The organism is Herbaspirillum sp. SJZ107, assembly GCF_006715485.1.
In the GTDB taxonomy this organism is placed as follows: Bacteria; Pseudomonadota; Gammaproteobacteria; order Burkholderiales; family Burkholderiaceae_D; genus Telluria.
Genome location: NZ_VFNH01000003.1, coordinates 425,603 through 449,829 on the forward strand (window position 1 = coordinate 425,603; position 24,227 = coordinate 449,829).

Below are 24,227 nucleotides of genomic sequence, written 5' to 3' on the forward strand. Positions count from 1 at the left end.
TACTGCCCCGACAGGCGCCAAAAGCCACTCACCAATGGGAGCGGCTGAATTGACGTATACGAAGACCAGAGTAAAACGAGAACTCGCAAGTATAGACCTGATATGGGACGGGGTCAACCGCGTGGTCACTCTCGGCAGGCCCAGATGGCGAAAGGATGCCTGATTGCCAAAGAATGTCGTGATTGAGATACAACAAACAATCGCCGGCCAGCATTTTGCAAGCCGTTACGCGCAGTTGCGGGAAAGAAATAGCGTGTCTTGCGGCAAAGAAGACATAATAGCCGACTTCGTCTGCCGGCCCTGCCACCACCCTTGCTCCCGTTTCCGATGCGTTTTCTGCCGCGCTTCCTGCCCCGTGTTCTGCCGCGTTTCCTGCTGCGTCCGCGTAACCTGGCCGTCCTGCTGAGCTACCTGCTGCTGTCCTGCATGCCTTTCGTGCCGGCCCTGTTCGGCCTGCCGCTCGAGCATCCGGGCAAGGTGCTCGGCATCGAGCTGATGGCTTGGAGCGGCGTCTGGGCGCTGCTGAAACGCCCGGCCTGGTTTCACTGGCTGCTGCTGCCGGCCTTCCTGGCGCTGCCGGTAGAGCTCTATTTATATGCGTTCTACGGCCAGGGCATCTCCACCCACCACCTCGGCATCATCGCCGAGACCAGCCCGGCCGAGGCAATGGAATTCCTCGGCAACAAGGTGTGGCTGCTGATCGCCGTCTTCATCGGCGTGCTGGCCTGGTTCGCCGCCAGCTGGGTCGCAGCCTGGCGCACGCGCGATCTCGACTGGACCGACGTCTCGCGCCCAGTGGTGCTGGGCGTGCTGGCGATCGGCACGGCGGTGTTCGCGTATGGCGTCGAATTCGGGGTGGCGGCGCCACCGCTGGCGGCCGCCTCCTCCGCGCGCCCGGCTGTGCAGCTGGCCGGGACGGCGCCGTCGAAGGACGAGGGCGCCGAAAAAACCGCCGCGCCGCGTCCCGGCAGCGTGCCGCCGCGCCCCGCCCTGCCGCCGCTGGCGCACTGGGCGAGATTGCCGTTCGACCTGGATGCCTTCGCCCATTCCTGGCCCTTCGGCCTGATGGCGCGCGGCGTCGACTTTTACAAGGAGCGCGTCTATCTGGCGGAACTCAACCGCAGCAGCGCGCAGTTCCGCTTCCACGCCACCTCGGCCCTCGCCGCGGACGAGGCGCAGACCGTGGTGATGGTGATCGGCGAATCCTCGCGCTACGACCGCTGGAGCCTGAACGGCTATGCGCGCGACACCAATCCGCTGCTGTCGCAGCAGGCCAATCTGGTGACGCTGCCGGACATGATCACCTCGGTGTCGGCGACGCGGCTGTCGGTGCCGGTGATCATCTCGCGCAAGCCGGCGACCGAGAGCCTGAAGGATGGCTTCTCGGAAAAATCCTTCATTTCCGCCTTCAAGGAAGCCGGCTATAAAACCTTCTGGCTGTCGAACCAGATCTCGTTCGGCAAGTTCGATACGCCGGTGTCGGTGTTCGCCAAGGAAGCGGACGTCGTCGATTTCCTGAACCTGGGCGGTTTCACCGACAATTCCAACTACGACGAGATCCTGTTCGGCCCCCTGAAGCATGCGGTGGCCGATCCCGCGCCGAAAAAACTGATCGTGCTGCACACGCTGGGCAGCCACTGGAACTACAGCCACCGCTACCCGAAGCAGTTCGACAAATGGCTGCCCTCGCTGTACGGCATCGACAAGCCGGTCTACACCGACATCCGCATCAAGGCCCAGCTCAACAACAGCTACGACAGTTCGATCCTGTACACCGACTGGTTCCTCGACGGCGTGGTCAAGCGCCTGAAAGAGAACGCCGGGCCGGCCGCGCTGCTGTACGTGGCCGATCACGGCCAGACCCTGTACGACAACAGCTGCCGCCTGGCCTTCCACGGCCACAATACCCAGTACGAATTCCACGTGCCCGCCTTTGCCTGGTATTCGGACGCCTATGCCGAGCGCCACCCCGACAAGGTCGGCCAGCTGCGCCGCCACCGCAAGGCCAGGCTGGCCACCGAAAACGTGTTCCACACCCTGCTCGATCTGGCCGACGTGCACTACCCGGGCGAACGCCTCGACTGGAGCGTCGTCAACCCGGCTTTCCGCCAGCACAAGCGCTACGTCGACAGCTACGGCTGGACCGACTACGACAACGCCACCATCAAGGGCGAATGCCACGAAGTCATCGCCAAAGGCAAGCCGCTCCCGCGCCACTGATGCGCCCGGAAACGTGAATCTGCCGAATTTGTCGAACGGACTCGACATTAGTGAGTTCGCAAACAGACAACACCAATTGTCTGCGTAAAGATGGCCCGGTCCCTCCCCCGACCGATCCACTTTCCGAAAGCGAGCACGCGATGAAACGTCCTCTCATGGCCCTGCTGTGCCTGACCGTTACCGGTGCCTGGGCCCAGCAAGGCGACGGCACCCGGTACAGCGCCGAAAACAATATCTTCAAACCCGACAAGGTCGAGCCCACGCCGCAGCGCATGGCCGGCATCAAGGCGCCGCCGGGCTTCACGGTGACGCCTTTCGCCACCGGCCTGAAAAACGCCCGCATCATCGCGGTGGCGCCGAACGGCAACGTCTACGTGAGCCGGCGCGACCAGGGCGACGTCGTGCTGCTGCGCGATGCCAACGGCGACGGCCGTGCCGACGGCCAGCCGGAGATCGTGGTCAGCCGCGCCGGCGCGCACGGCCTGGCAATCCGCGACAACAAGCTGTACCTGGTGACGGTGAAAGAGCTGTTCGTGGCCGACATCCAGCCCGACGGCCGCCTCGGCGCGCCGAAGATGCTGATCGGCGACCTGCCCGACGCCGGCCAGCACGCCAACCGCACCATCGCCTTCGGCCCGGACGGGATGCTGTACCTGACCGTCGGCAGCACCTGCAACGCCTGCAATGAAAACAACCAGGAAAACGCGACCATCCTGCGCATCACCCCGGACGGCAGCAGCCGCACGATCGTCGCCACCGGCCTGCGCAATACCATCGGTTTCGACTGGCAGCCGCGGACCGGCGAGCTGTGGGGCTTCGACCACGGCATCGACTTCCTCGGCGACGAGGAACAGCCGGAAGAGCTCAACAAGATCGAACAGGGTAAACAATACGGCTGGCCGCACGTGGTCGGCGCCGGCACCATCTACCCGCAGAGCACCCCGATCGGCGACATCAGCAAGCAGGACTGGAAGGCGCACAGCACGCCGATGGTGCTGGGCTACGCCGCCCACGCGGCGCCGATGCAGCTGGTGTTCTACAAGGGCACCGCCTTCCCGGCCGAATACCAGGGCGACGCCTTCGTCACCATGCGCGGCTCCTGGAACCGCAAGGTCCCTTCCGGCTACGAGATCGTGCGCGTGCGCTTCCAGGACGGCCAGGCACGCTCGATCGAACCCTTCGTGACCGGCTTCCTCACCGACGGCAACAAGACCCACATCGCGCGTCCGGTCGGCCTGGCGATGGCCAGGGATGGCGCGCTGCTGATGGCGGACGACGCCAACGGCGTGATCTACCGCGTCGCCTACACCGGCAACGCCGCCAAGCCCGCGAGCGAACTGCAGGCGCCGGCCGGCCCGATGCAGCAGCAGGCGAACAAGGGCAGCGGCGTGCCGATCGCCTTTACCCGCGCGCAGACCCAGGCCAAGGGCACGCTCACCGTCAGTTCGTCCAGCTTCGTGCGCGGCGGCGAGATCCCGGCCAAGTACAGCGAATACGCGGACGGCGTGGCGCCGGCGCTGAGCTGGACCGCGGTGCCGAATGCGAAATCCTACGTCGTCGTCATGGAAGACCCGGACGCCAAGCCGGTCACGCCGGTGGTGCACTGGCTGGCCTGGAACATCCCGGCCAGCCTGACCCGCCTGCCCGAGGGCCTGCAGGAGCAGCCGCGCCTGACCGACCCGGACGGTGTGCTGCAGGGCCGCACCACGCACGGCTCGACCGGCTGGTACGGCATGCATCCGCCGGTGGGCGACAAGCCGCACCACTATCACTTCCAGGTGTATGCGCTGGACCGGATGCTGGACGTGCCCTGGGGTGCCGAGCGCGACCAGTTGCTGGAGGCGATGCAGGGGCACGTGCTGGCCAAGGGGGAGCTGGTCGGGACGTTTGCGCAGAAGCAGAAGCCGCAGAAGTAACGAGCCAGCCTCGTCGTCCCCGCGAAGGGCGGGGACGACGTTCTCGTGTTCCTGGCCGTATCAGACGTCAACCTACCCCATCATCCAGCAAATCCGCCCCGGCACCGCCACCCCGCTGCCCCGCCAGCCAGCGCGCCACCTTCTCGGCCTTGTCCTGCACCGCCGTCCCGAACCCGTGCCCGGCCAGCAGCGCAATCCCGTTGGTCCGCCCCAGCACGCCCGGTTCCAGCCGCAGCACGCCATCGTCGCCCGTCCCGACCCGCCACGGCGCCAGCCGGTGCGCCAGCAAGGGTCCCAGCACCAGGTTATGCGAAGACACGACCACCAGCGCCTGCGCCGCCAGTTCGTCCAGCACCGCCGCCGCCGCCGATACCGATTCCTCGTGGTTGGTGCCGCGGAAGATCTCGTCGACCAGGCACACCACCGGGCGTGCAGTGGCGGCCGCCAGCAGTTCCCTGGCGCGCGCCAGTTCGGCGATGTAGAGGCTCTGCCCGCCCAGCAGCGAATCCTCGTTCTGCATGCTGGCGACGACAGGCAGCGCCGGCAACATGGCGCGGCGCGCGTAGCAAAAGCCGAAGGCGCGCGCCGCCGCCAGGTTGAGGCCCAGCGTGCGCAGGAAGGTGCTCTTGCCGACGCCGTTCTGGCCCGACAGGAAGGCACCCTTGCCGTCGAGCGCGATCGACAGCGCGCTGGCGCCCTCGACCAGCGGATGCACGCCCTCGTCCAGTGCCAGCGAGCGCGCAGCGCTGCGCCCGGCCCAGCACCACAGCGGCGTGGCCAGCAGGTGGCGCGCCAGCGCCACGTCGGCTTCGAGGTTGGCGCACAGGTCGTAGCATTCGCACAGGAAGGCGCGCTGTGCGAAGGCCAGGCGCACACTCCTGAAGTAATGGCGGACGTTGGCCAGCATGAACCAGTGCTGGTAATCCTTGACCAGCGGCGCCCCGTCGACCAGCGGCGACGGCTTCAGGCGCCGGCTGATCCAGCCGGCTCGTTTGCCGCGGCCCGTGAAATCCTCGGCCAGCGGATGGCCGCTGCCGTCCAGCAGCGCGCACACGCGCAGCAGCATCTGCAGCGCGCCGCCCAGCCGGCTCCATTCCTCCATGCGCTCGCGGTAGCGCATCTGCGGCGCCACCAATAGATACATCGCGACGGCGGTAGCGAGCCAGGCCAGCGGCGACAGCAGCAGGGCCGCCGCGATCGAGGCCGCCAGCAGCAGCGGGATCAGGAACCAGACCCGCAGCCAGGCCGGCCGGGGCGGCGCGGTGATATCCGCATCAAACAGCAGCCCGGCCACCTCGATGTCGGCATGGCGCAGCGCGCGCAAGCCGTGGTGCAGCCGCGCCAGGCGCCCGGGATCGGCCAGCAGGGTCTCGACGCGGGTACGGCGCAGGGCCGCCTCGTCCTCGCTGCTGCCGTTGCGCAGGCGGCGGTACAGCACCTGGCGGCCGAAGATGCTGGTCTCGGCAGAGACCAGTTCGCCGTAGCGCTCGAGCAGCAGGTCGCGCCAGGTCGGATCGTCCAGCGCAGCGTCGGCATCGCCCGCGGTGACACGCTGCAGCCGGGCGACGTCGCCGGGCGCGAACGGATAATCCTGCGGTTCCGGTTCAGCAGGCGTCGTCAAGCCAGCCACACGCGCCAGCAGCGGGCGCCAATAGCCCGGCAGGCGAAACACGGTAAAGGACATAGGCGCTTTCCACGGCCGGGCCGGATAGTGATGCCGGGAAATTATGAACGCTTTATAAAATATCAAGGGAGCGCCGGCAAAAGAGTGTCCGCCCTGTCCGTCCGCCTGCCGGACGGACAGCGAGCGGACGGCGCGTTCATCCGGGCGGACACCAATCGAATCAAAGACTTAAGAGTTGGCACGGTTCCTGCAGATACCGCTGTGTCCAAACCCGAATGTCCACACCATGATCCGCGACACCTCCCAACAAGACGCCATCATCGCCCCGGCGGCCGGCGCCGGCCTCAAGCGCGGCGCCATCTGGATCGGCGCCGGCGCCGCCGTGCTGGCCGTCTGCGCCTTCCTGCTGTCGTCCTGGCACGGCAGCGAAGCCTCGGTCAGCGCGGCGCGCCTGCGCGTCGCCGAGGTCACCCGCGGCACGCTGGTGCGCGACGCGTCCGTCAACGGCCGCGTGGTGGCCGCCGTCAGCCCGACCCTGTATGCCAAGGCGCCGTCCACCGTCAACCTGAAGGTCGCGGCGGGCGACACGGTGAAAAAGGACCAGGTCCTGGCCGTGCTGGAATCGCCCGACCTGTCCGATGCGCTGAAGCGCGAAGTGTCGACGTACGAGCAATTGAAGGCGGAAGTGGCACGCCAGCAGATCCTGGCCCGAAAACAGAAGCTGCTGGCGCAGCGCGAAGCCGACACCGCCGAGATCGACCGCCTGTCGGCCCAGCGCACGCTGGAACGCTACCAGAGCGTCGGCGATCTCGGCATCATCGCCAAGATCGACTTCCAGAAGGCCAAGGATGCCGTGAAGTCGAGCGAGATCCGCGCCAGGCACGCGGCCCAGGCGGCGGCGCTCGAAGGCGACGACGTCCAGCTGGCCCTCAAAACCAAGGCCAACGAGCTGGAACGGGCGCGCCTGGCAATGGCGGAAGCCCAGCGCCGTGTGGATGAGTTGACCGTGCGCGCCCCGGTCGACGGTTTCATCGGCACCCTGAACGTGCAGAACCGGATGGTGGTCGCCGCCAATGCGCCGCTGATGACCCTGGTCGACCTGTCCAAGCTCGAAGTCGAGATCGAAGTGCCGGAGACCTATGTGGCTGACCTCGGCCTGGGCATGAACGCCGAGGTCCAGCTGCCGTCCGGGACCGCCACCGGCAAGCTGTCGGCGCTGTCGCCGGAAGTGGTGCGCGGCATGGTGCTGGCCCGGGTCCGCTTCGATGATGACCAGCGTGGCGAGCAGCCGAAGGGCCTGCGCCAGAGCCAGCGGGTCACCGCGCGCCTGCTGGTCGAGGAAAAGCCGAACGTCCTGATGCTGCCGCGCGGCCCCTTCGTCGAAAGCGAGGGCGGACGTTATGCCTACGTGGTGCGCGACGGCATCGCGACCCGCACCCCGATCCGCGTCGGCGCCACCAGCATCTCGGCAGTCGAGATCCAGTCCGGCCTGCAGCAGGGCGACAAGGTCGTGGTGGCCGGCACCGACGCCTTCAACAACGCCAGCCGCATCTCGATCAATAACTGAAAACATCACTGAAAGGACACAGCCATGCTGCGCATGACCAACCTGAACAAGGTGTACCGCACCCACATGATCGAGACCCACGCGCTGCGCGGCTTCGAGATCGACGTCCGCGAAGGCGAGTTCGTCACCGTCACCGGCCCGTCCGGTTCGGGTAAAACCAGCTTTCTCAACATCGCCGGCCTGCTCGAGGAATTCACCTCGGGCGACTACATCCTCGACGGCGTCAACGTGAAAGGCCTGGGCGACAATGCGCGCTCGCGCCTGCGCAACGAAAAGCTCGGCTTCATCTTCCAGGGTTTTAATCTGATCCCGGACCTGAACCTGTTCGACAACGTCGACGTCCCATTGCGTTACCGCGGCTTCAATGCAACCGAGCGCAAGAAGCGCATCGAGGATGCGCTGGCCAAGGTCGGCCTGGCCTCGCGCATGAAGCACTATCCGGCCGAACTGTCCGGTGGCCAGCAGCAGCGCGTGGCGATCGCGCGCGCACTGGCCGGCTCGCCCAAGCTCCTGCTGGCCGACGAACCGACCGGCAACCTGGATACGCAGATGGCGCGCGGCGTGATGGAACTGCTGGAAGAGATCAACGCCGCCGGCACCACGATCCTGATGGTGACCCACGATCCCGAGCTGGCGGTGCGCACCACGCGCAACGTGCACATCATCGACGGCCAGGTGTCGGACCTGGTGCGCAAAGGGCCGTCGCTGGTCCAGACCCCGGTCACCGCCTGAGGAGTCCACGACCATGTTCGGCTATTACTTCAAGCTCGGCCTGCGCAGCCTGCGCCGCAACCGCGCGCTTACCGCACTGATGGTATTGACTCTGGCCGTCGGCGTCGCCGCCAGCGTCTCGACCCTGACCATACTGCACATGATGTCGGGCGACCCGATCCCCGAAAAGAGCGACCGCCTGCTGGTGCCGCAGGTCGACAACGGCCCGCTCGAAGGCTGGTCGCCGGGCGACGAGCCGAACGACGTACAGATGAGCTACCAGGATGCCGCCAACCTGCTGAAAAGCGGCCAGGGCGAGCGCCGCACTGCGCTGTTCGGTGTCGCCGGGCCGCTCGAGCCGCCGCGCAAGGACCTGTCGGCCTTCATGGTGTCCGGCATGGCGCCGACGCGCGACTTCTTCGCCATGTTCAACGTCCGCTTCCTCCATGGCCAGGCCTGGAGCGAAGCCGACGATGCCCGTGGCGCCGATGTCGTGGTGCTCGGCCGCGCCATGGCCGAAAAGCTGTTCGGCGAGGCCGATCCGGTCGGCCGGCAGGTGCGCCTGATGGGTTTCCCGTTCACCGTGAGCGGCGTGCTCGACACCTGGAACCCGCGCCCGCGCTACTACAAGCTGGTCGGCGGCGACACCTTCGGCGATGCGGACGACTACTTCATTCCCTTCTCCACTGCGATCCGCCACGAATCCGACAACAACGGCGGCATGAACTGCAGCGCCAGGCGCGACCCGGGCTATGCCGCCCTGCTGGCGTCGGAGTGCACCTGGATCCAGTTCTGGTTCGAGACCCGCGCGGCGAGCGACCGCGCCGATCTGCAGGCTTGGCTCGACAACTATGTGCGCGACCAGAAAAAGCTCGGCCGCTTCAAGCGCAATGCGCCGAACCACCTGTACGACGTGATGGAGTGGATGGACGTGCTGAAGATCGTCGACAACGACAGCAAGCTGTCGGTCTGGCTGGCGTTCGGCTTCCTGGCGCTGTGCCTGGTGAACACCATCGGCCTGCTGCTGGCCAAGTTCTCGGTGCGCGCGTCCGAGATCGGCGTGCGCCGCGCGCTCGGCGCCTCGCGCCGCGAGATCTTCCGCCAGTTCCTGGTCGAGACCGGCGTCATCGGCCTGGCCGGCGGCGTGCTCGGGCTGCTGCTCGCCTTCGGCGCGCTGGCGCTGATCGGCATGCAGGGCAAGGAAGTCGCGGCCATGGCGCACATGGACTGGCAGATGCTGGGCCTGACCTTCGTGCTGTCGGTGGCGGCGGCGCTGCTGGCCGGCCTGCTGCCGACCTGGCGCGCCTGCCAGGTGACGCCGGCGATCCAGCTCAAATCGCAGTAATTTTCATAAGAGAGAGACGACATGGAAATCCGTCCCATCCTGTCCGCGCTGCTGCGCAACAAGACCGGTCCGATCCTGGTGGCGCTGCAGGTGGCGCTGAGCCTGGCGATCCTGGCCAACGCCGTGTACATCGTCAACGAGCGGCGCACCGTGATCGCGCGCCCGTCCGGCATCGCCGACGAACATGCGACCTTCTACATCAAGGCGCGCAACCTGGATACCGACGGTCCCGAACAGCGCCTGGCCACCTTCAAGCACGAGGCCGATGTGCTGCGCGCGGTACCCGGCGTGGCCTCGGTGGCCAACGTGTCGCAGATGCCGCTGTCGCAAAGCGGCTGGAACAGCACCGTCAGTATCGACCGCAAGCAGGACCGCGGCAGCGCCCTGGCCTCGATGTACATGTCGGGCGACTCGGTCATCAAGACCTTCGGCCTGAATGTCGTGGAAGGCCGCGATTTCCTGCCCCAGGAACTGGTGGATATCAACGAGAAGGAGAAGAAGGACACGCCGCCGCAGATCATCGTCACCCGGGCGCTGGCCGGCAAGCTGTGGCCGGGCACATCCCCGATCGGCAAGACCCTGTATTTCGGGCGCAACGAGCAGGCCGAGGGCACCCAGGTGGTCGGCGTGGTCGAGCGCCTGCAGACCCAATCGGCGCAAACCGGTGAAAAAGGCGAGTTCGCGGTGATCATCCCGGCACGCCTGTACGGCGGCTCGCGTGCCATGTATGCGGTGCGCACCGAGCCGGGCCAGCGCGACCGCGTGATGAAGGAAGCGGAAAGCGCACTGCGCAAATCCACGGCCACCCCGATGATTCTGGAGATGCGCACTGTCGACGAGGACCGCAAGGACCGCTACCGCAGCGACGTCGCGCTGCAGTGGATGCTGGTCACGGTCAGTTTGCTGATGCTGCTGATTACCTGCTCCGGCATCGTCGGCATGGCCAGCCTGTGGGTGACCCAGCGCCGCAAGCAGATCGGCGTACGGCGCGCGCTCGGCGCCCGCCGCATCGACATCCTGCGCTACTTCATCCTTGAAAACGTGATGATCACCAGCGCCGGCGTGTTCGGCGGTGCGGCGCTGGGGCTGGCGCTGAACCAGTTGCTGGTGAGCAAACTGGAGATGACGCGCCTGCCGGCGGGCTACCTGGCGGGCGGCGCGCTGCTGTTCTGGCTGATCGGCGTGCTTGCCGCCTACGGGCCGGCGTGGAAGGCGGCCAGCATCTCGCCGGCCACGGCTACCCGCAGCGTGTAGTGTTATTCTATTGTCCATGCCTACTGTCTTGATCATCGATGACAACGCCGCCGTCGGCATCGCGCTCGACGTCCTGTTCTCCCTGCACGACATCGCGGCGCTGCACGCGGCCTCGCCCGAGGAGGGCCTGGCCCTGCTGGCACGCCAGCCGGTCGACCTGGTGATCCAGGACATGAACTTCACCGCCGACACCACCTCCGGCGAAGAAGGCGTGGCGCTGTTCCGCGCGATCCGCAGGCAGTACCCGGACCTGCCGGTGATCCTGCTGACCGCCTGGACCCATCTCGACGCCGCGGTCGACCTGATCAAGGCCGGCGCCGCCGATTACCTGTCCAAGCCGTGGAACGACGAGCGCCTGCTGGCGACGGTCACCAACCTGATCGAACTGGGCCAGGCCAACCGCGCGCTGGCCCAGCGCCTGCAGCGCGAACGCCGCGCCAAGCGCGAACTGGAACAGAATTTCGATTTGCGCGGCCTGGTGTGGGCCGACCCGGCCACAGAGCGGGTGCTGAGCCTGGCCTGCCAGGTGGCGCGCGCCGACGTGCCGGTGCTGATCACGGGACCCAACGGCACCGGCAAGGAACGCATCGCCGAGATCATCCAGGCCAATTCGGCGGTGAAGGATGGTCCCTTCGTGGTGCTGAATTGCGGCGCCCTGCCTTCGGAACTGATCGAGGCCGAGCTGTTCGGCGCCGACGCCGGCGCCTACACCGGCGCCTCCAGGGCACGCGAAGGCAAATTCGAGGCGGCCGACGGCGGCACGCTGTTCCTCGACGAAATCGGCAACCTGCCGCTGGCCGGGCAGATGAAGCTGTTGCGGGTGCTGGAAACCGGGCGCTTCGAGCGCCTCGGCTCGAACCGCGAACGCCAGGTCAAGGTGCGCGTGATCAGCGCCACCAACGCCGACCTGCAGGCGATGATCCGCGCCGGGACCTTCCGCGAAGACCTGTTCTACCGCCTCAACCTGATCGAATTGAAACTGCCGCCGCTGGCGGCGCGGCCGGGCGACATCCTGCCGCTGGCGCGCAGCTTCCTGGCGCCGGGCAAGCGGCTCGACCCCAGTGCGGAAAGCGCGCTGGCGGCGCATGGCTGGCCCGGCAACGTGCGCGAGCTGAAGAACGTGATGGCGCGCGCCTCGCTGCTGGCGCGCGACGAGACCATCAAGCCGCTCGATCTCGGCCTGCCGCTGGCGGTTGCCGCCGTCCCCGATGCGGAGCCGGACCGCGACGCCATCGCCGCGGCGCTGGCGCGCGCCGGCGGCGTCATCGCCCAGGCGGCGGCCGAACTCGGGCTGTCGCGCCAGGCACTGTACCGGCGCATGGAGCGCCTCGGCATCGCGCGCTCGGCATGAACGCGGCGCCGGGGCCGGGAAACGCGGGCTGGTTCAGGCGCTGGCGCCTTTCGCTGGTCACGCGCTGGTCGGCGCTGGTGGCGACGCTGCTGGCGCTCGGCATCGGCATCGCGCTGGCGCTCGACCACCTGTTGCCGGGGCAGCCGCTGCTGGTGCTCGGCGCCTGCCTGCTGTGCGTGGTGCCGATCGCGGTCATCACCCTGCGCGCCCAGGTGCAGCCGGTCCTGTCGCTGTTCCGCGCGCTGGAAGGCACCGTGACGAGCTACCGCGACGGCGATTTTTCGTTCAGCCTGCACTGGCCGCAGAACGACGAGCTGTCCGACCTGGTCGCCGCCCACAATGCGCTCGGCGAGGTGCTGCGCGAACAGCGCCTCGGCCTGGTCCAGCGCGAGCTGCTGCTCGACACCATGGTGCAGAACACGCCGGTGGCGATGCTGCTGGTGGCCGATACGGCGGCCGGCGCCCGCACCATCGTCTACGCCAACCTGGCCGCGCGCCAGCTGCTGGCGCACGGCAGCAAGCTGGAAGGCCACGCCCTGCAGACGGTATTGGCGACGGCGGCGCCGGCACTGGTCGAGGCGCTGGCGCGCGGCGGCGACGGCCTGTTTTCCGCGGGCGAAGGCGAGGACGAAGAGGTGTACCACCTGGCGCGGCGCGACTTCAGCCTGAACGGACGGCGCCACGAACTGCTGCTGCTGCGCCAGCTGACCGCCGAGCTGCGGCGCCAGGAAGTGCAGACCTGGAAGAAGGTCATCCGCGTCATCAGCCACGAATTGAACAATTCGCTGGCGCCGCTGGCCTCGCTCGCCCACTCCGGCGCGGAACTGGTGCGGCGCGGCCAGACCGAGCGCCTGCCGCAGATCCTGGAAACCATCGGCGAGCGCACGCGCCACCTGGAAACCTTCATCCTCGGCTACGCGCGCTTCGCCAAGCTGCCGACGCCGCGCCTGGAGCGCTGCGCCTGGGATGCCCTGGTGGCGCGGCTGGCGGCGCAGGTCAGCTTCCGCCTCGACGGCGAGCTGCCGCCCGAGCCGGCCCTGATCGACGTCGCCCAGATGGAGCAGGCCTTGTTGAACCTGCTGAAGAACGCCCACGAATCCGGCTCGCGCGCGGAAGACGTCGGACTCCAGATCCGCCGGGTGCAAAACCTGGTGCGCATCGACGTGCTGGACCGCGGCAGCGGCATGAACGACGCGGTGCTGACCAACGCGCTGGTGCCCTTCTATTCCACCAAGCGCAGCGGCACCGGCCTGGGCCTGGCACTGGCGCGCGAGATCGCCGAAGCGCATGGCGGGCGCATCACGCTGAACAACCGCGAAGGCGGCGGGCTGGCGGTGACGCTGATCCTGCCGGCCTGATAAGATTCCCCCATGTCCGTCCCCACTTCTCCCCGCTTTTCCCAGCCCGGCCATCCGCCGGCCACCATCACCGAATTCGAAGGCGTGCGCTCGCTCCACCTCGGCACTTCCTGGGTCCAGGGCGCGATGCGCCTGAGCCGGCCGGATGCGATCGAGCTCGAATACGTGCAGATGATGATGATGTGGATGCTGTTCGTGCAGCAGCCGCGCCGCATCGTGCAGCTCGGCCTGGGCAGCGCCGCGCTCACCAAGTTCTGCTACCAGCGCTTCCCGCAGGCGCGCGTGACCGCGGCCGAACTGAATCCGAACGTGATCGCGATCTGCCGCGATCATTTCGGCCTGCCGCCGGACGACGCCCGCCTCGACGTGCGCGAAATGGATGCCCTCGACTTCGTGATGGATCCCGCCAACCACGGCACGGTCGACGTGCTGCAGGTCGATTTGTACGACGAGGAAGCGCGCGGCCCGGTGCTGGACACCCCCGAGTTCTACCAGGCCTGCGCCGATTGCCTGGGGCCCGATGGCGTCATGACCGCCAACGTGTTCGGCGACTTCATCAACTACGACAAGAACCTGCAGGCGATGGAACAGGCCTTCGACGCCGTGGTCTGGCTGCCCGAAGTCCACGACGCGAATATCGTCGTGATCGCCTTCAAGCAGTCGCCCCAGCTCGACTTCGCGCTGCTGTACGAACGCGCCGCCGACATCAAGCGGCGCTATAACCTGCCGGCCAAGAACTGGGTCAATGGCTTGAAGGAGTGGATGCGCGACCACCTGGCGTGAGCGCGGCCGGCCGCTTCCCTGTTGTATAAACCGCACATGCACATCGTCTCCACGGTCAAGCTACGCCTCATGGGTTGTGGCCGCTCAATTTCCCTCTGCAGCAGCACGCGCAAGATGGCTGGGTCTCTAACCGAGCTCAGCCTTGAGGGAAATGATCATGGACAAGAATTTCCGACATACATTGCTCGCATCCGCCGTACTGGCGGCCTGCGCGCCGGCCGCGGCCCTGCAGGCGGATGACGCCGAACCCACAACGAGCAAGGTGGTCGTGGTCGGTTCGCGCAGCGCCCCCAAGAGCGCGCTCGACACCGCGGTCCCGGTCGGCCTGATCGGCCAGAAAGAACTGCAGTCGACCGGCACCGCGGAACTCGGCAAGGCGCTGCAGGCGCTCGACCCTTCGTTCAACTTCAGCACCACCTTCATCAGCGACGGCACCGACATCATCCGCCCTGCCACCCTGCGCGGCCTGGGGCCGGACCAGCTGCTGGTGCTGGTCAACGGCAAGCGCCGCCACCAGCAGGCGCTGGTCAACGTGCAGCAGACCATCGGCCGCGGCTCGGCCGGCACCGACATCAATGCGATTCCGGTCTGGGCCATCGACCACATCGAGATCCTGCGCGACGGCGCCAGCGCCCAGTACGGCTCGGATGCCATCGCCGGCGTGATCAACATCGTGCTCAAGGGCGGCGCCGACGTCGACGGCATGGGCGCGCTGGTCAGCACCACGGGCGAGGGCGACGGACGCACGTTCAGCCTCGGCGAGAACCACAGCTTCGCGCTGGGCCGCGACGGCGGCTACCTGACGCTGACGGCCGAGGGCCGGCGCCGCGGCGAAACCAACCGTGCCGGCCCCGACCCCCTGCGCACCAATCCGCCGCGCGTGACCCAGCGCATCGGCGACTCGCTGGCCGCCGACAGCCACCTGTGGTTCAACAGCCTGCTGCCCGTGAGCGACAAAGGCGAACTGTATGCCTTCGGCGGCTTCTCGCGCCGCATCGGCGATGCCGCCGGCTTCTTCCGCCCGCGCGGCGACGGCCGCAACGTGCCGGCCGTGTACCCGGACGGCATGCTGCCCAGCATCCGCACCACGGTCAAGGATGCCTCGCTGGCGCTCGGCTACCGCCACAGCCTGCCGAAGGGCTGGCAGCTGGACGCCAGCGTCAACCAGGGCTTCAGCGAACTCGGCTTCTTCGAATACAACTCGATCAACGTCAGTTACTGGTACGAGCCGACCTGCGGCTGCAATCACGCCCACGAATCGCCGACCGGCGGCAACACCGGCAAGCTGCGCTTCACCCAGACCACGGCCAACCTCGACCTGCGCGGACCGGTGTCGGTGTTCGGCCGCACCGTGCAGCTGGCCGCCGGCCTCGAATACCGGCGCGACGGCTACCGCATCTTCGCCGGCGACCCGGTCACCTACCAGTATGGCCGCACCAATAATCCAGCGATCCCGATCTACGACCAGAACGGCAACATCGCGCAGGCCGGCATCCAGGGCTTCCCCGGCTACACGCCGGCGACCGAGGTCGATGCCGGCCGCCACAATACCGCGCTCTACCTCGACGCCGAACACAAGCTGGCGGCGCCGGTCACGCTGGGCGCGGCCGTGCGCCACGAGCGCTACTCGGATTTCGGCGCCACCACGACCGGCAAGCTCACGCTGCGCTACGACCCGAGCCGCACGATCGGCCTGCGCGCCAGCGCCTCGACCGGTTTCCGTGCGCCCGGCGTGCAGCAGAAGTACTACAGCTCGGTCTCGACCAACCTGAACACGGCCGGCGTGCTGACCGAAACCCTGACCGCGCGCGAAGGCAGCGCCGTCACCCGGCTACTGGGCATCGCGCCGCTGAAGGAAGAAACCTCGCGCAGCGCCAGCCTCGGCCTGGTGCTGCGCCCGGCCCCGGACTTCTCGATCACCGCGGATGCCTGGCGTACCCGCATCGCCGACCGCATCGTCTTTTCCAGCACGATCGCGCCCGAGGCCGGTCCCTGCCCCACGCCCGCCAGCTGTCCGGTGCGCGCCGTGCTCGATCCGCTGCGGATCGGCCAGGCGCAGTTCTTCACGAATGCGGTCGGTACCACGACCGACGGGCTGGACCTGGTGGCGGAAAAGACGCTGCGCCGCGTCGCCGGCGGGTCGCTGGTGCTGTCCGGCCAGCTCGGCTTCAACCGCACGCGCGTGAATGCGCGCCATTCCTCGTCGCCGCTGCTGTCCGGCAGCCAGCTGTTCGACGACGCCCAGGTCACGCTGATCGAACGCGGCCAGCCGCGCCGGCACCACGTGCTGTCGGCCGACTACACGCGCGGCGCCTGGAACGCCAACCTGCGCGCCAATTACTACGGCGAAGTCGCGGGCCAGGGTTTTACGGCACCCTACGTCCAGACCTGGGCCGCGCGCTGGCTGACGGACCTGTCGCTGCGCTATGCGATCAACCGCCGGCTCAGCCTGAGCGCCGGGGTCGACAATGTGTTCGATACCTACCCGAGCCGCTGGGACCCGGTGAAGGCGGCGCCGTTCCCGCAGATGGGCTTTACGTATTGCTGGGAAACCTGCCCGTTCGGGATCAATGGGCGGTCCTTGTATGCGAAGGTGGATTACCGGTTCTGAGATAGTTCCCGCTCACCCGCCGAACATAACTGAGCTAACGCAACCTCACCGCGCCTGCCACTGGCATCGTCAAGCTTCGTCATCCGCTCATCTGACGGAGTTCAAACATGAATGTGCTAATGGTTGGCGCCGGTAACGCCGGCTGCGCGCTCGGGGGCTTGCTTGCACTGGACGGCCACCACGTCGTCCTGCTCAAGACTTCGCACGCCCTGCACGACGACAATTTCGACACGGTACGCGAAACCAGGACCATCACCGTCGTCAGCCATCCCGACGGCGGCGTCACGCGCCGGGCGCGGCTGGCACTGGCCACGCGCGATGTCGCCGAAGCGTTTTCTACCGCCCCGGATGCCGTGATCGTCACCACCCAGACCCAGTTCCACCCGCAGGTAGCAAGCCTGCTCGGCCCCCGGCTCGACGCGCGCCCGCTGGTGCTGCTGGCCCCGGGGAACATGGGCTCGTGCTACTTCCTGCCGTGGCAGGAGCGCGCCGGCTTCCTGCTGGCCGAGGGCGAGAGCCTGCCCTACGATGCGCGCCTGGCTGCGCCGGGCGTGGTCGACGTCCTGTTCCGCAACGTGCGCAACGCGCTCGCCTTCGTGCCGCGTGCGCGTGCCGGCGAAGGCCTGGAGCGCGCCGCGCGCCTGTTCCCGACCTATGTGGCCACGCGCAGCAACGTGGTCGAGTCGGCGCTGCACAACCCGAACCTGATCGTGCACACGATCGGCACCCTGCTCTCGGCCAGCCGCATCGAATATGCGCAGGGCGAATTCTGGATGTACCGCGAAGCCTTCACGCCCTCGGTGCTGCGCCTGCTGGCGCGGCTCGATGCCGAGAAAAACGCGGTGATCGAAGCCAGCGGCGGCACGCCCTCGCCCTACTTCGACGAGTGCCGCTTCCGCAACGAGGAAGACCTGACGCGTCCCGGCCTGGAGGTATTCCGCCGCTATGCGCGCGAGGGCGGACCGAAGGGCCCGAACCGCCTCGACACCCGCTTCCTCACCGAGGACGTGCCGATGGGCCTGGCGCTGATGGCGTCGATCGGGCGCCTGATGGCCGTGCCGACGCCGGTGGCCGACGCCCTGATCGTGATTGCCGGCGGTCTGCTCGGACGCGACTTCGCACGCGAGGGACGGACCCTGGCCAGCCTCGGCCTCGGCCACCTGTCGGCGGTCGCCTTCCGCCGGCTCGTCAACGGCTAGGCAATGGCGGCGCAAGCCTGGCTGGCGGCACGCGTGGGCGCCGGCTATTACGCGTGGCGCCGCTTCCTGCCCGCGCGCGTCCTGTACCACCCCGATTTCTTCCGGGTGCAGGCACTGCTGGCGCAGGATGACATCCGGGTCGCACAGGAAGCGCGGCGGCGTTTGCGCCGGGTGCTGGTGCACGCGCTCGCCTACGTGCCCTGGTACCGGCGCAACGTCCGGCTGGGTGCTCACGAGGCGGCGCACGAGCCGCTGGAGCAGGTGCTGGCCTGCTTCCCCTATCTGAGCAAGGACGAGGTGATGGCGCAGCAGCGCGACTTCCTCGATTGCCGCGCCGATCCCGATAAACTGCTGTACGCGACCAGCGGCGGCTCGTCCGGCCAGGGCATCGGCATGTGGCGCAGCAAGCGCCTGGCCGACATCGAAAAAGCCTTTTTTACCCATGAGTGGGGCCGGTTCGGCTTTTCCTTCGACAAGGCGCGCATCCTGCGCATCGGTGCCGACGCGCGCCGCCTGGCGCACGAAGCGCCCACGCGCGTGGCCGGCAACCGCCTGATGCTGTCGCCCTACCACCTCGACGCCGCGCACCGCGGCGCGATCGTGGATGCCATCGCACGCTTCCGCCCGGCCTACGTGCACGCCTACCCGAGTTCGGCCGCGGCGCTGGCCGAGCTGCTGCAGCCCGGCGACCTGGCATTGCAGGTGCGGGCCGTGCTGCTGGCCTCGGAACCGGCCACGCCGGCCCAGCTGGCGGCGATCCGGCGCTTGTTCCGCTGCCCGGTGTCGCTCAACTACGGCCTGTCCGAGCGCACCAACCTGGCGTTTGCCGGCTACGACGACGAAGGCCTGGGCGGCTACCGTTTCCAGCCGCTGTACGGCTGGTCCGAGAACCGCATCGACGAGGACCGCTGCGAGATCGTCGGCACCTCGCTGTGGAACGACCTGATGCCGCTGATCCGCTACCGCACCGGCGACTACGGCCGCATCGGCGCCGGCGGACGCTGCGCCGCGATCGACGGCCGCGGCCAGGACTTCCTGGTCGACCGCAGCGGCCGCCGCATCCCCGGCCTGGCCATCGTCATCGACGAAGTCACCTGGGACTTCGTGCGCCTGTACCAGGTGCGCCAGCGCCGCCCCGGCGCGATCACGCTGGCGGTGGTGCCGCGCCACGGCGTCCTCAGCGCCGACCAGCGCGCCTTCGTGCTGGACGCCCAGCGGCGCCGCTGGGGCGGTTTCTTCGATATCGCGCTGCAGGAAGAGTGCGACATCCCGCTGGCGCCGAACGGCAAACGCAAGCTGGTGGTCAGCGCGCTGGCGTGACAATCCGCGTATTTTCCGCATGGACAGCACGTGTATGCTGCTGCATCCGGAAACCATAATCACGCCATGAAGATCGTCCGCCTCGCCGCAGTTTCTCTCCCCTTTGCGCTCGCCTGCGCCGGCTTCGCCGCCCACGCCCAGGACGCCGGCCAGATCCCGATGCCCACGAGCGGCACGCCGGCCGCGCCCAGCAAGGCCATCGCCCCGCCGACGGTCGCCGCCGCTTCACCCGCCGTCGAGAATTCCGTCGTCAAGATCTTCTCCAGCCTGCGCCGCCCCGATCCCTACAAACCCTGGACCAAGGCGACGCCGCAGGAGGTTACCGGTTCCGGCGTCGTCATCGAGGGCAAGCGCATCCTCACCAATGCCCACGTGGTCGGCTACGCCAGCCAGGTGCAAGTGCAGGCCAGCCAGGACGGCGACAAGATCGGCGCCACCGTGGTCGCGATCGCGCCGGGCATGGACCTGGCGGTGCTCAAGCTCGACGACGAATCCTTCTTCGACAAGCACAAGCCGGTGCCGCGCGCCAGCGTGCTGCCGGACGTGCGCGAAGCCGTGATGGCCTACGGCTATCCGCTGGGCGGCAACTCGCTGTCGATCACCAAGGGCATCGTCTCGCGCGTCGAATTCGTGCCCTACTTCGGCGGCAACGCCGGCCTGCGCGTGCAGATCGACGCCCCGATCAACCCCGGCAACAGCGGCGGCCCGGTGATCGCCGGCGACAAGATGATCGGCCTGGCCTACATGGTGGCCGCCAACGCCCAGAACATCGGCTACGTGATCCCGAACGAGGAAGTCGAATTGTTCCTCCGCGACGTCGCCGACGGCCGCTACGACGGCAAGCCGCAGCTGGTCGACGACGTCCAGACGCTGGAAAACCCGGTACTGCGCCAGTACCTGAAACTGGATAAATCGGTCGAGGGCGCGCTGGTGCACCGCCCGGCGCGCAGCGACGCCGCCTACCCGCTCAAGGAATGGGACATCATCACCCGCGTCGGCGACTACCCGGTCGACAACCAGGGCATGGTCAAGCTGGGTCCGAACCTGCGGGTGCGCTTCCAGTACCGCGTGCAGCAGGTGGCACGCGACGGCAAGGTGCCTTTGACCATCGTCCGCGACGGCAGGCCGCTGCAGGTGCAGGTCCCGGTCGGCAACCGCCGCGGCATGCTGATCCCGAGCCTGGACGGCAGCTACCCGTCGTATTTCGTGTATGGCCCGATCGTGTTCTCGCGCGCCACCAACGAGTTCCTGGCGGCGCTCAATGCCAACGCCGCCACCATGAATGCGATGAGCTACCTCGGCAGCCCGCTGGTGACGCGCCGCGGCGACGAGCCCGACGCCCAGCACGAGGAACTGGTGGTGATCAGTTCGCCGTTCTTCCCGCACAAGCTGGTGGCCGGCTACTCGAACCGCTTCGGCGCGGTGGTGGAATCGGTCAACGGCGTGCCGGTGCGCAGCCTGCGCCACCTGGTGTCGCTGCTGCGCGACCAGAAGGACGAACTGATCGTGCTGCGCTTCGCCCAGCGCGCCGGCGAAACCATGGTCCTGCCGCGCAAGGCGATGCTGGAGGCGACCGAGGGCGTCCTGTCGGACAACGGCATCCGCTCCCAGGGCTCGCCCGACATGATGGACGTCTGGAACGGCAAGAAGCTGTGACGCTGCGCGCCGCGATCCTCTCTGCCGCGGCCGGGCTGGCCGCGACCGCATGCGGGCCGGCGGCGCAGGCGGCCGAACCCGACATGGGCCGGCTCATGGCCCAGGCCTTTCCCGGCTGGGACGACAGCGCGGCCGGCCACGTCCGGACCGTGACCGTGCCGCACCTCCCCGGCGTGACCGATGTCCGCGGCGCCAACTGGGAAACCGGCGCCCAGCGCGTGCTGGCCGCGCCCGAACTGGTGCTGCGTACCGACGCCACCCACCTGACCCTGGTTGCCGGCCTGGTGCCGGCCGGCGCGGACGGCAAGCCAGCGGCCGCGCACACCGTGCCGCGGGCGCTGGCAGCCTACCAGTTCGCACGCCGCGGCGGCGCATGGACGCTGGCGGCCAGCCAGGGCATCTTTGCACTGCGCGGCTTCTTCGGCGAGGCCAGCCTGCACCGGGTCGCGCTGTCGGGGCAGCGCCAGGGCGTGGCCGTGGAATACGGCAGTTGCTGGGGCGGTTATTGCGGTACCTGGCTGGCGCTGTACGAACTGCAGGGTCCCACGGTACAGGGCACGCCGGTGGTCGAGATGGCGCTGTCGGGCACCAACGTCAACGCCGCGCTCGACTGCGCACGGCGCCTGCAGCCGCTGGTCAAGGCGCCGCCGCAGGATAGCGGCCTGCACGACAGCGGCACCCCGCCCGACAACCACGACTGCTATACGATCGACGGCAACTGGCAAGTCGACCCGGCGCGCGCCCAGCCGGGCGACCTGGTGGTCCACTACCATGGCGCCATCAGCCGCGCCGAGGCGCATGCGGCGGCGCCGGCGGCGATCGACCAGCGGCAGGTACTGCGCTATCAGGGTGGGCGGTATCGGGCGGTAGCGGGGTTCAATCCGGTGCCGCCGATCTGAAATAACACTTGTTACTCGAGTTGACTTGCAGACGGGCCAACGTAACGGGTACAAACGCCTTATTGGCTCTTCTTCACCGGCGTAAAGTTCAAATCCTGGAAGTCGTAGCTGAAATCCGTTTCCGTCGACATCGGCTGCATCTTCATGCGCTCGATGCTCCCGTCCGGATTCAGCGCAAACGTCACATACGCATCCGCATTGAAGTTGCGTTCCTTCCAGCGCACGATGAAGGTGTCGTGCTGGAAGTGCTGGAGTTCCCCGGTCAGGTCGGGCGTACGCGCAAATGACAGGATCTGCTTGCCGCCGGCATGCTTGATGGTGGCGATGCCGTACCACGGGTCCTGGTAGTCGCCGTCGTAGGCGGTGCGTGCCAGCGACGGCTGCGATTTCGCGGCGCGCGCGGCCTTGGTGGTGGCCAGGCGGGCCTGTTCCTTGGCGTGGTTCTCGTTCTCGACCGCGGCGACGGCACCGATCCAGTCGGGCGCGTTCGGCGTCCCGAGGTAATGGTCGACCAGCTGGTACTGCAGCGCGTTGATCGAACCGCCGCTTTCGGCGTTGGTGAGAATCGCGATGCCCAGCTTCGCTTCCGGCACCAGCACCACTTTCGAATAGAAGCCCTGCAGCGCGCCGCTGTGCAGCGCCATCAGCTTGCCCTGCCAGTCGCGCAGCTGGAAGCCGAGGCCGTAGGCGGCGAAATGCGGCTTGGTGCCGGCCAGCTTCGGATTCGGGGTGCTGATGCGCATCGGCGTCTGCGCGGTCCACATTTCCTGCGCCTGCTTGGCGCTGAACAGGCGCGCTTCGCTGCCGTTCGCGTCCTTGCCCAGGCTGCCGCCTGCGAGCAGGACGTTCATCCAGCGCGCGATGTCTTCGGCATTGGTGTTGATGCCGACCGCGCCGACCGCGTTCGGCACCGGCATCGACTTGACGGCGGCGATCTTGCCGTCGATCTTGCTGTGCGCGTTGGCGACGTTCGGATTCCCGGCATTCTCCGCCAGGCTGGTGGTGGTGGTGGTCATGCCCACCGGGCCCAGGATGCGCTCGTGAATGGTCTCGCCCCAGGTCTTGCCGGACTTCGCCGCGATGATCTTGCCGGCCACGATGTACAGCAGGTTGTCGTAGGCGTAGCTGCTGCGGAAGCTGGTGCTCGGCGCGATGAAGCGCAGCTTGTGGATGATCTCGTCGGTCGAAAAGTTGGTGGTCGGCCACCACAGCAGGTCGCCGGCGCCGAGACCCAGGCCGCTGCGGTGGGTCAGCAGATCGCGCACCGTCATTTCGTGGGTGACGTAGGCATCGTACATCTGGAAGTCGGGCAGGTGCTTGGTGACCGGATCGTCCCATGCCAGCTTGCCCTCGTCGACCAGCATCGCCAGCGCGGCCGCCGTAAAGGCTTTCGAATTCGAGGCCACTTCGAACAGGGTTTTCGCATCGACCTTCTCCGGCGCGCCGAGCTTGCGCACGCCGAAGCCCTGCGCGGCGACGACCTTGCCATCCTTGACCACCGCGATCGCGATGCCCGGCACGTCGAACAGCTTCATGGCGCGGGTGACGTCGGCTTCCAGGCTGTAGGCCGCTGCGCTTGCGGTGGCGATGGTCGCCGGGGCAGCGGGGACGGCGGCCGGCGCCTGGGCAAAAGCGGCGCCGGAAAAGGCGATCAAGACGGCTGCTGCGATGCGATTCATGGATTGCACGTTCGGTTTCCTGTATTGACTTGCTGGCGCGGCGCCAGCCATGGGCGCGAGCAGGATAGCATTTTTCTCTGTTATGATCCGGCCTTTTCGCCCGGTCCCCGCATGGACGCCTTTCTCGTTTCAACCGGCATCGTCGCCCTCGCCGAAATCGGCGACAAGACCCAGCTGCTCGCCTTTTTGCTCGCTGCCCGCTTCCGCCGCCCGCTGCCGATCGTGCTCGGCATTTTCGTCGCCACCATCGCCAACCACGCGTTCGCCGCCGCGGTCGGCGCACTGGCCGGGAAGCTGCTCGGCCCGGACGTGATGCGCTGGGTGCTCGGTATCGGCTTCATCGCGATGGCGGCCTGGATCATGGTGCCCGACGATATCGACGGCGACGAGGCGCCGCGCGCCAGGTTCGGCGTCTTCCTGACCACGGTACTGGCCTTCTTCATGGCCGAGATGGGCGACAAGACCCAGGTGGCGACGGTGGCGCTGGCGGCGCGCTATGCGTCGGCGGTGTGGGTCGTGGCCGGGACCACGCTGGGCATGATGCTGGCGAATGTGCCGGCGGTGTATTTTGGGGATCGCATCTCGGGCAAGGCGCCGTTGCAGCTGGTGCACGGGATTGCGGCGCTGATCTTTGTGGTGCTGGGGGTGGCGACACTGCTGGGTGCAGGGCGCAATCTCGGATTCTGATTAAGGCCGTCGCACTTAAAACCGTCGCCCCTGCGAAGGCAGGGGCG

General features: G+C 67.7%; 17 protein-coding genes. 15 read left to right on the top strand and 2 right to left on the bottom strand.

All coding sequences use genetic code 11. The features are described 5' to 3' along the window. The first annotated feature begins 327 nt into the window (after window positions 1–327). Both FBX97_RS20065 and FBX97_RS20070 read left to right on the top strand, forming a co-directional pair. Window positions 328–2,220 carry a phosphoethanolamine transferase gene (locus FBX97_RS20065; protein WP_141835733.1) on the top strand — a complete coding sequence of 631 codons (1,893 nt, stop codon included), beginning with the start codon at window positions 328–330 and terminating at the stop codon, window positions 2,218–2,220. A gap of 140 nt (window positions 2,221–2,360) precedes the next feature. Next, window positions 2,361–4,136, top strand: coding sequence for a YbhB/YbcL family Raf kinase inhibitor-like protein (locus tag FBX97_RS20070; protein WP_141835736.1), 1,776 nt, complete (start codon window positions 2,361–2,363; stop codon window positions 4,134–4,136). A gap of 67 nt (window positions 4,137–4,203) precedes the next feature. Here FBX97_RS20070 and FBX97_RS20075 read toward each other — a convergent pair whose 3' ends face one another. Continuing rightward, complete coding sequence (locus tag FBX97_RS20075; RefSeq protein ID WP_141835739.1) at window positions 4,204–5,820, bottom strand: hypothetical protein; 1,617 nt, start codon at window positions 5,818–5,820, stop codon at window positions 4,204–4,206. 226 nt (window positions 5,821–6,046) lie between these two features. On the opposite strand from FBX97_RS20075, the gene FBX97_RS20080 reads away from it, so the two are divergent. The 12 genes from FBX97_RS20080 (at window position 6,047) to FBX97_RS20135 (ending at window position 21,814) form a co-directional block, all read left to right on the top strand. After that, on the top strand, window positions 6,047–7,327 hold the full coding sequence (locus FBX97_RS20080) for an efflux RND transporter periplasmic adaptor subunit (RefSeq protein ID WP_141835741.1): 1,281 nt from the start codon (window positions 6,047–6,049) through the stop codon (window positions 7,325–7,327). A 24-nt stretch (window positions 7,328–7,351) separates the two neighbouring features. Further along, a complete protein-coding gene (locus FBX97_RS20085) occupies window positions 7,352–8,059 on the top strand; it encodes an ABC transporter ATP-binding protein (RefSeq protein WP_141835744.1) in 708 nt (235 codons plus the stop codon). Window positions 8,060–8,072: 13 nt separating this feature from the next. Beyond that, window positions 8,073–9,383, top strand: a complete 1,311-nt coding sequence (locus FBX97_RS20090) for an ABC transporter permease (RefSeq protein ID WP_141835748.1) — start codon at window positions 8,073–8,075, stop codon at window positions 9,381–9,383. A 21-nt stretch (window positions 9,384–9,404) separates the two neighbouring features. Next, window positions 9,405–10,637 (top strand): ABC transporter permease, encoded by a 1,233-nt coding sequence (locus FBX97_RS20095; protein WP_141835753.1) that lies wholly within the window; start codon window positions 9,405–9,407, stop codon window positions 10,635–10,637. Window positions 10,638–10,653: 16 nt separating this feature from the next. Beyond that, window positions 10,654–11,988, top strand: a complete 1,335-nt coding sequence (locus tag FBX97_RS20100; protein WP_141835756.1) for a sigma-54 dependent transcriptional regulator — start codon at window positions 10,654–10,656, stop codon at window positions 11,986–11,988. Further along, complete coding sequence (locus FBX97_RS20105; RefSeq protein WP_141835759.1) at window positions 11,985–13,346, top strand: PAS domain-containing sensor histidine kinase; 1,362 nt, start codon at window positions 11,985–11,987, stop codon at window positions 13,344–13,346. Before FBX97_RS20100 ends, FBX97_RS20105 begins: the two co-directional genes overlap by 4 nt. A gap of 12 nt (window positions 13,347–13,358) precedes the next feature. After that, window positions 13,359–14,129, top strand: a complete 771-nt coding sequence (locus FBX97_RS20110) for a fused MFS/spermidine synthase (RefSeq protein WP_141835762.1) — start codon at window positions 13,359–13,361, stop codon at window positions 14,127–14,129. Window positions 14,130–14,286: 157 nt separating this feature from the next. Next, on the top strand, window positions 14,287–16,740 hold the full coding sequence (locus FBX97_RS20115) for a TonB-dependent siderophore receptor (protein WP_255517562.1): 2,454 nt from the start codon (window positions 14,287–14,289) through the stop codon (window positions 16,738–16,740). Between the two features lie 107 nt (window positions 16,741–16,847). Then, window positions 16,848–17,939, top strand: coding sequence for an NAD/NADP-dependent octopine/nopaline dehydrogenase family protein (locus tag FBX97_RS20120; protein ID WP_141835765.1), 1,092 nt, complete (start codon window positions 16,848–16,850; stop codon window positions 17,937–17,939). 3 nt (window positions 17,940–17,942) lie between these two features. Continuing rightward, window positions 17,943–19,259 carry an AMP-binding protein gene (locus FBX97_RS20125; RefSeq protein WP_141835768.1) on the top strand — a complete coding sequence of 439 codons (1,317 nt, stop codon included), beginning with the start codon at window positions 17,943–17,945 and terminating at the stop codon, window positions 19,257–19,259. Window positions 19,260–19,325: 66 nt separating this feature from the next. Beyond that, on the top strand, window positions 19,326–20,915 hold the full coding sequence (locus tag FBX97_RS20130) for a S1C family serine protease (protein ID WP_141835771.1): 1,590 nt from the start codon (window positions 19,326–19,328) through the stop codon (window positions 20,913–20,915). Then, the gene (locus FBX97_RS20135; protein ID WP_141835773.1) at window positions 20,912–21,814 is read left to right on the top strand and encodes a hypothetical protein; all 903 of its coding nucleotides are present in this window, start codon (window positions 20,912–20,914) and stop codon (window positions 21,812–21,814) included. The genes FBX97_RS20130 and FBX97_RS20135 overlap by 4 nt, the downstream gene beginning before the upstream one ends. A 59-nt stretch (window positions 21,815–21,873) precedes the next feature. On the opposite strand, the gene FBX97_RS20140 is transcribed toward FBX97_RS20135, so the two are convergent. Beyond that, the gene (locus FBX97_RS20140) at window positions 21,874–23,493 is read right to left on the bottom strand and encodes a serine hydrolase (RefSeq protein WP_141837066.1); all 1,620 of its coding nucleotides are present in this window, start codon (window positions 23,491–23,493) and stop codon (window positions 21,874–21,876) included. A 111-nt stretch (window positions 23,494–23,604) separates the two neighbouring features. On the opposite strand from FBX97_RS20140, the gene FBX97_RS20145 reads away from it, so the two are divergent. Further along, window positions 23,605–24,180 carry a TMEM165/GDT1 family protein gene (locus FBX97_RS20145; RefSeq protein WP_141835775.1) on the top strand — a complete coding sequence of 192 codons (576 nt, stop codon included), beginning with the start codon at window positions 23,605–23,607 and terminating at the stop codon, window positions 24,178–24,180. The last annotated feature ends 47 nt before the right edge of the window (window positions 24,181–24,227 follow it).